This is a genomic window from Caloranaerobacter azorensis DSM 13643 (assembly GCF_900129995.1).
Taxonomy (GTDB): domain Bacteria; phylum Bacillota; class Clostridia; order Tissierellales; family Thermohalobacteraceae; genus Caloranaerobacter; species Caloranaerobacter azorensis.
This window is the reverse complement of record NZ_FQXO01000101.1, coordinates 1-6,907: the sequence shown is the minus strand read 5'-3', so window position 1 is coordinate 6,907 and position 6,907 is coordinate 1. Positions and strand designations below refer to the sequence as shown.

General features: G+C 29.7%; 7 protein-coding genes. 4 read left to right on the top strand and 3 right to left on the bottom strand.

The annotated features are described in order from the left end of the window. The coding region (locus tag BUB51_RS13205; RefSeq protein ID WP_159430416.1) for a hypothetical protein at nucleotides 1–189 on the top strand (189 nt) is incomplete at its 5' end. Between the two features lie 99 nt (nucleotides 190–288). Continuing rightward, nucleotides 289–750 carry a hypothetical protein gene (locus tag BUB51_RS11585; protein ID WP_073197911.1) on the top strand — a complete coding sequence of 154 codons (462 nt, stop codon included), beginning with the start codon at nucleotides 289–291 and terminating at the stop codon, nucleotides 748–750. Nucleotides 751–866: 116 nt separating this feature from the next. On the opposite strand, the gene BUB51_RS11580 is transcribed toward BUB51_RS11585, so the two are convergent. Together BUB51_RS11580 and BUB51_RS11575 are read right to left on the bottom strand one after the other, a co-directional pair. Beyond that, nucleotides 867–2,147: an L-cysteine desulfidase family protein gene (locus tag BUB51_RS11580; RefSeq protein ID WP_083599617.1), complete on the bottom strand. Its 1,281-nt coding sequence runs from the start codon at nucleotides 2,145–2,147 to the stop codon at nucleotides 867–869. A gap of 174 nt (nucleotides 2,148–2,321) precedes the next feature. After that, nucleotides 2,322–4,103, bottom strand: a complete 1,782-nt coding sequence (locus BUB51_RS11575; RefSeq protein ID WP_242945591.1) for a sigma-54 interaction domain-containing protein — start codon at nucleotides 4,101–4,103, stop codon at nucleotides 2,322–2,324. Nucleotides 4,104–4,642: 539 nt separating this feature from the next. Between BUB51_RS11575 and BUB51_RS11570 the strand changes: the two genes are divergently transcribed. After that, nucleotides 4,643–5,014: an efflux RND transporter permease subunit gene (locus BUB51_RS11570; protein ID WP_073197908.1), complete on the top strand. Its 372-nt coding sequence runs from the start codon at nucleotides 4,643–4,645 to the stop codon at nucleotides 5,012–5,014. A 6-nt stretch (nucleotides 5,015–5,020) separates the two neighbouring features. Here BUB51_RS11570 and BUB51_RS11565 read toward each other — a convergent pair whose 3' ends face one another. Further along, a complete protein-coding gene (locus BUB51_RS11565) occupies nucleotides 5,021–5,257 on the bottom strand; it encodes a hypothetical protein (RefSeq protein ID WP_073197906.1) in 237 nt (78 codons plus the stop codon). 447 nt (nucleotides 5,258–5,704) lie between these two features. Between BUB51_RS11565 and BUB51_RS11560 the strand changes: the two genes are divergently transcribed. After that, nucleotides 5,705–6,577, top strand: a complete 873-nt coding sequence (locus tag BUB51_RS11560; protein ID WP_073197905.1) for an amidase domain-containing protein — start codon at nucleotides 5,705–5,707, stop codon at nucleotides 6,575–6,577. Nucleotides 6,578–6,907: the final 330 nt, after the last annotated feature.

The following is a 6,907-nucleotide window of genomic DNA, read 5'->3' as shown; positions in this document are numbered from 1 at the left end:
AAAGACAAAGTTGTAAATAAAATTGTTAATGCTGATTTAAACGGAGCAAGGAATATATGTATATTGGGCAGTAAAAAAGCACAGCAGAGATATAAAGCAGGAGGTGAAAACCGTTGGCTTAATTTTAAGCTGTGCAATTCTATAAAAGTAGGAAGCGACTTCGAGTTATGTAGGCTTATAGCCTCATAATAGAAGTATCGGATAAGATCTATAAATCTATAAAGATTTATAGGTATGCGTTGCTTTCTATAAGATTTTTATAGATATAAGTCAACGGTATTGTATTTAATGTATAATATATGGATATCAGCAAAAATAATTAGTTCATCAGAAAATCCACTTGCAAATATATATAAAAGTTATGATTGGTGGGAGAAGGCTATATCTATTGCATTAAAGACGGCAGATAGATATGAGTTCAGACTTTGGTCAGATGATGTAAAATCGATAGAAGATATTAGTTTATTGGGTGAAAAGATTGATAATTTTGAAACTAATGAGTTGGTTTATAAGGGCTTAATTGATGATAGAATAAAAAGGCTTTTATTAAATGATTATCTAACGAGTTCAGGATATATTAAGTGGTTTACTGTAAATTTGTATAGGAATGATGAACTGAAATTTTATTCAAGTCACTATGGAGAAGAAGTAGCTATAACTGTGAACAATTATAACGAAGCATTAGATGTAAAAAAAATGATGGAGCAAAGTTTTTCAGTAGAAGAAGTATGGATCGATGAAGTAATTTAAAAGATACAAGGGGACGGTTCTAGGGTATCTTTAAGGAAATAGAAAAACCGTCCCTTATTACTTTATTACTTGAATGCTTCATAATCAGCAGATATATTTTTAGTTACGTTTTAAATCTATTTACTCATAATTTCTAAAATAACTTTATCAGTAGTATTCATACCTTTCTTACTTAATATCCCTAAATTTTTAATCGTCTCTTCTGCACTTTCTGCGACTATTCCGTTTTTAGGAAGAGCGATACTGTCATTTAACGCTAACAAAGCAGACTGTACAGCCGTTGAAGCCGCCGTTGCAAGTTTAAATGCACAGCTTACTTTAGCACCATCACATATCATTCCACTCAAATTTGCAATCATATTTTTTATAACTCCATCTATTTGATCATAATTTGCTCCCATAAGATAAGCTATTGCAGCACCAGAACCAGTAGCTGCAGCTACCGCACAACCGCATAAAGCAGACAGACGCCCTATATAATACTTAACATAGCAGTTTATTATATGACTTATTGCTAGAGCTTTTGCAATCTTTTCGTTGTCGACATCATATTTTTTCTTATACGCTGCAATTGGGAGTATAGCAGTTAGTCCATTATTTCCGCTTCCATTAGAACTCATTACAGGCATATTCAATCCGGACATTCTTGCATCTGAAGCCGCAGCAGTAAGCATCGCAGCAGTATTTATTAAATCATCGGCAATAATATTATTTTTTATGTTTTCATATATACTATATCCAACGCCGATTCCAAGTTTTTTTTCAAGAGCTACATTAGCAATTTTTTCATTCATTTCAATTCCTTCTAACAAGAATTCTAATTTAGAAGGTTCGATTTCTTCAATTTCCTTAATGATATCTCTAATTTTTAAATTAAATAATTCATCTGACTGATTATTTTCAGATTGGCTGACATGACTATTTTGGAAAATTATTTTACCGTCAATTTCTAAATGGGTAAAATTATTATGCATTTCTCTTATTATAACTTTAGAATAATTAGAGTTAGATTTTAAATTAACTTCCACATAAACCTTCTCTTGAGTATCTTTTACTCCAATTTTAATAATCCCTTCTTCTAGCATTTTTTTAGCCTTATCAACCTGTTTACCTGAAATATCTTCTAACACTCGTAAATCTTTTTCAGATTTTCCGCCTACAATTCCAAGAGCTGCAGCGATATCAAGTCCTATTTCATTCGTATTGGGAATTCCTACACCTAATCCATTTTTATATATGTTAGGGCTCACTAAAATAGCAGTTTCTATAACATCATCACTTTCTAAAAGTTCTTTAGCTTTTGCACATGCAAGGGCTACCGCAACAGGTTCAGTACATCCGATTGCAGGAACTACTTCTTTTTTTAAAGTATCTAGGATAATGTCTTTAATGTTCATTAAATACACCTCCATATAGATTGATTACCGTAAGCAATGCAATATCCTAATAGATTAAAATTGCAATATTTATGCCAATTGAAAAAATCCTGTTTTGAACGTATCAAGTCTCAAAATGAGAACAAAAAAAGAAAAAATAAGTCTCAAATTGAGATTATTTTCTCAAAATGAGACTTATTTTAATCCATACAATTTTATCTTTCTATAAATTGTAGCTCTACTTATACCAAGAGCTTTAGCAGCTTGATTTATGCCTTTTTTGCTATTGCCATATACTTTAAGCGCTTTAATAATTTCCTGCTTTTCTAACTCACTAATTGGAGTGATTTTATTATCACTATCTACAATAATTCCTGAATGCATATTTTTAAAACGTTTAGGTAAATCGTCGATAGTTATAATATTATCTGTTGACATGTTTACCGCATATTCTACTACATTTTGAAGCTCTCTGACATTTCCGGGCCAATTGTAATTTAAAAATAGCGCTATTACATCTTCCGAAAATTTGGTTATGTTTCTATTTAGCTTTATATTAAATCTGTCTAGGAATTTATTGGCTAAAAGCTTGATATCATCTAATCTTTCCCTTAATGGTGGCAGGTGTATTGGAATCACATTTAGCCTGTAGTATAAATCTTCTCTAAATTCACCTTCTTCGACTTTTTTTTCAAGGTTTTTATTTGTAGCGGCTATTATTCTTACATCAATAGGGACTAAAGTATTTCCTCCAATTCTGCATATTACATTTTCTTGAAGGACTCTTAATAATTTTGTCTGCAAATGGATAGGCATATCTCCTATTTCATCTAAAAAAATCGTTCCTTTATGAGCAAGTTCAAATTTACCTATTTTCCCACCTTTTTTTGCCCCTGTAAATGCCCCTTCTTCATATCCGAAAAGTTCGCTTTCTATTAAGTTCTCTGGTATAGCCCCGCAGTTTATAGGTATAAAAGGGTAATTTTTTCTATCGCTTGAGAAGTGTATCGCCCTTGCAAATAATTCTTTTCCAGTTCCACTTTCACCTTGTATTAAAACAGTTGAAGTTCCTTTTGATATTTTTTTTGCATAATTTTTAACTAAACTTATTTCCCTACTTTCGCCGATTATGTCTTCAAATGTAGTAATTCTATTATTACCTGTAACATCATTTACCACTTTAATTATTTCTTTCATTTTATTGAAAGTAAATATATAACCTATAATTTTTTTATTTATTATTATAGGTTTGGCATTATATATACCTCTAAACCTTGAGTTATTTACTTTATAGTTAAAAGTCCTGTTTTTTTGAAGACTTTTTTCTATTGATGATAAATTTTTTATAGATAGATTATCTACGATTGTATTAATATTTTTGATTTTATTTTTATCCAGTTGAAAAATTTCATCGGCAATTAAGTTATACCGAACTATATTTCCATTTTCATCTGTAAATATTACTCCCGTGTCGATTGAATTGACGAGAATTTCTAATTCTTTTGCCATTAATGTGATTTCTTCAGTTTTTTTATCTTCTTTTAATTTTGAAGCTATTAAATCTGCCATTCTATTTAAAAAATCTAATAAGTTTTTTTTCTTTTCTAGAATGATATTTCTTTGTTTTTCATTAAATGCGATAAGTCCTATTATTCCAACTATATTTCTATCAACGTTTATCGGGCAGCAGACTTGAGCAAATTCCTTACAGTTAGCCTTATTTTGACAGCCTTCACATGCTATATGTTCTCTCGGGTTCTCTATAATAAAGCTCTTTCCATATTTTAGTGCATATGCAAAAAGATAGCTCTTATCAATCTTTTTGCCGATACTGCTTATATATTTACCGGTAGCGGTAATTCTATTTAAATTTTTATCTACAATTGTTATATCGACATTAATAACGCTGACTATTGCATTAGATACCTTCACTAGAGTATCATATATTTTATTTAATTCGGGAATATCCTTGTTCAAAAATATCCCTACCTTTCAAATGCATATTTTGAATTTATAATACTAAATATTTTGTCATTTGTCCAAATGATATAATTTTTGAAATAAATCTGTTTTATAGTATTATAATTTGGGATTTAAATAATTTTTTTAAACTAAAAATGAACATAAGTTCACGATATTAATATTGAAATAGTATAATAAAGTGCTAATTATCTACAATTATTCAAAATATTTATTTTAGAGGTAATTGTTATAAGAAAAATTTTTATCATTGTTATGTGTTTGATTTCATTTTTATTTGTTTCTTGTACAGATGAAAATAATAAGAATATTTCAAAACTGAGGATTAAAGTTGTATAAAGAAGGAGAATTAGTATCGCAGGGAATGCCAGTAGTGATTATAAGGAATAGAAATTAGGTTGTTAGGGTAGGATTATCTCGAAAAGATGTAAATAAAGTAAAAATGAGTTAATAACTAGATTAAAAGATATAGATTTGGAGGGTGTAGAAGTAGCATTCGATGGAGAAAGAGAAAAAATCAGACTTTAACGATACCATTGTCTGTTGTAGGTTCAATATTAGGATTGTATCTTTTTAAACAACCATTTTCTTTTACAGCTTTATTGGGCATGGTTAGTTTGATGGGAATTGTTGTAAACAATGCAATAGTATTAATAGACTATATTAATAGTGCTAGAAAAGATGGAGAATCTGTAGAAAATGCGTGTTTTAAAGCTGCTAATAGGAGATTTAGGCCTATCATATTAAGTACAGCTACAACAATAATAGGACTTACTCCTCTAGTGTTTTCGGGAAGTAATTTATTTAGGCCAATGGCTATTTCATTAATGTTTGGATTGTTAGTGTCAACATTGTTAACGTTAGTTATTATTCCGGTAGTATATAGTATTGTTGAAACTGAGGTTTAAATATAATTACAGTAAAGCAATTAATAGAAAAGATACTCCTGCTAGTATAAGACTAAAATAATCGTCATTGGAGAGTTTTTTTCCTTCATAGCTAATATATTTTGGGAAAAACTTCATTATAGTTGCAGTTAAAAATAAGCTAAATGTTCCTGATATTAGAAAAAGTTTACTGCTTTTAGAGATTAATAAAACTAATAAGTTAACGATTATATATATTAATGGGAAAAGTATCTTTTTACTCATAAAGAATACCTCTATTAAGTTTATTATTTATATTATTATATATTATATATAAATTAACGTTTATATACAAATTAGGAAATTTACAAATAAAAAGGAATATAATGATTGTTAGAGAATAAATGGAACTTGTTGACAAAGTGAAATATATATGAAAATGACGCTCATGCAGACGAATTTAGAAAAAACTAAAGGCTTAAATTTTTAGAAAATCCTAACGCACCTAATCAAGACATCCTGTCTTGTAGGATGCTGGTTTGCCCTCCTGTCAAACCTACGGATTTTCTCAAAAATTTTCGCCTAGTTTTTTAACTAAATTCTTTCAAGCATTCGCTTTCATTTTCATAAAATACTTAAGAGAATAAGTTTACAACAGAATGTAAATATATAGCAACAAAGTTAAATGTATGGACTGTAATTAAATGATGGGAGGTAGGGGAGTTAAGGGTTATGGAAGATAACATGACACTTGGGCAGATTGAACAGATTTTTCTAGATTATTTAAAGGATAATAATATTAATATTGAAGTTGGCAGTAAGGATTATACAGATTATATTGTAAAGCAGATGTTTGAAAAAGCAGATGCTAACCTTATGAATCACCCAGATTACAGACTTATACATTCATATTTTGCTGAATATCTTTATGAATTGGAAAAATATCAGTTGGAACCATATTGTAAAAAATTTACAACGGCTCATGTTAAGGACAAAACAATTAAAGAGATTAAAGAAGAGATAATAAATCAAGATGAGAAAATAAAAGAAAAAGGGGATAAAACATTTGAACTATCTGGGTATAACCCATATCAGGCAAGGGATTATGCATATAGCTGGTATAATAGAAGAAATCCTGCATACAATACATGGCCTTTTGACTGTACTAATTTTATTTCACAATGTATCTATGCAGGTGGAGTCAATGAACATTTACCTTCATCTGGAGTTTATACTGGGGTAAAGGAAACAACGGATTATTGGTATAGCGAAAGAGTTTATGTTGTTGATGAAGGATATAGATGGGCTGAATCGACTTCATGGATTAGAGTTGTTGACTTTTATGCTTATTGGGCTTCACGTGTGCCTAATGTAAATTATGTTGATAATACTGATGTTAGTGTATATGGTGAAATAGGAGATGTAGTCCAATTAATGGATTCTAGTACGTTAAGAAGATATCATACTACTATAATAACTAAAAAGGAAAATGGGGTTGTATATCTTACGTATCATACTGCTGATACAAAAGACAAGCGGATAGATGAATTTGATGATGAATTTACCAATTGGACATTGTTTAATTTTTTCAATTTCTGCTGTTAAAAGTGTGTTTTTTAAACCAATTCTCCCCTTGTATAATATAGTTTGTAAAACACATCAAAATAAATATCCTATCTAAAAGTTTTCATCTACTCCTCCTGCCTAGTAGCATGAAAACTTAAAAAACTTGTGCTTTAAAAAACAATTTGAGATAATTGTTCTCGTAAACAGATAGAGATTTTCGTATTCCCCCTTGAGGTTTAAATCCTCCTAAAAAAGAGTGATATCTCTACTTTACGAGTTTTTGCGAATAAGCTGGATGTTGATTAGCTAAAGCTAATTCTTCGTATGTCTAACAAGGCTGTAACTTGTAAAGATTAGAGTGCATATCTA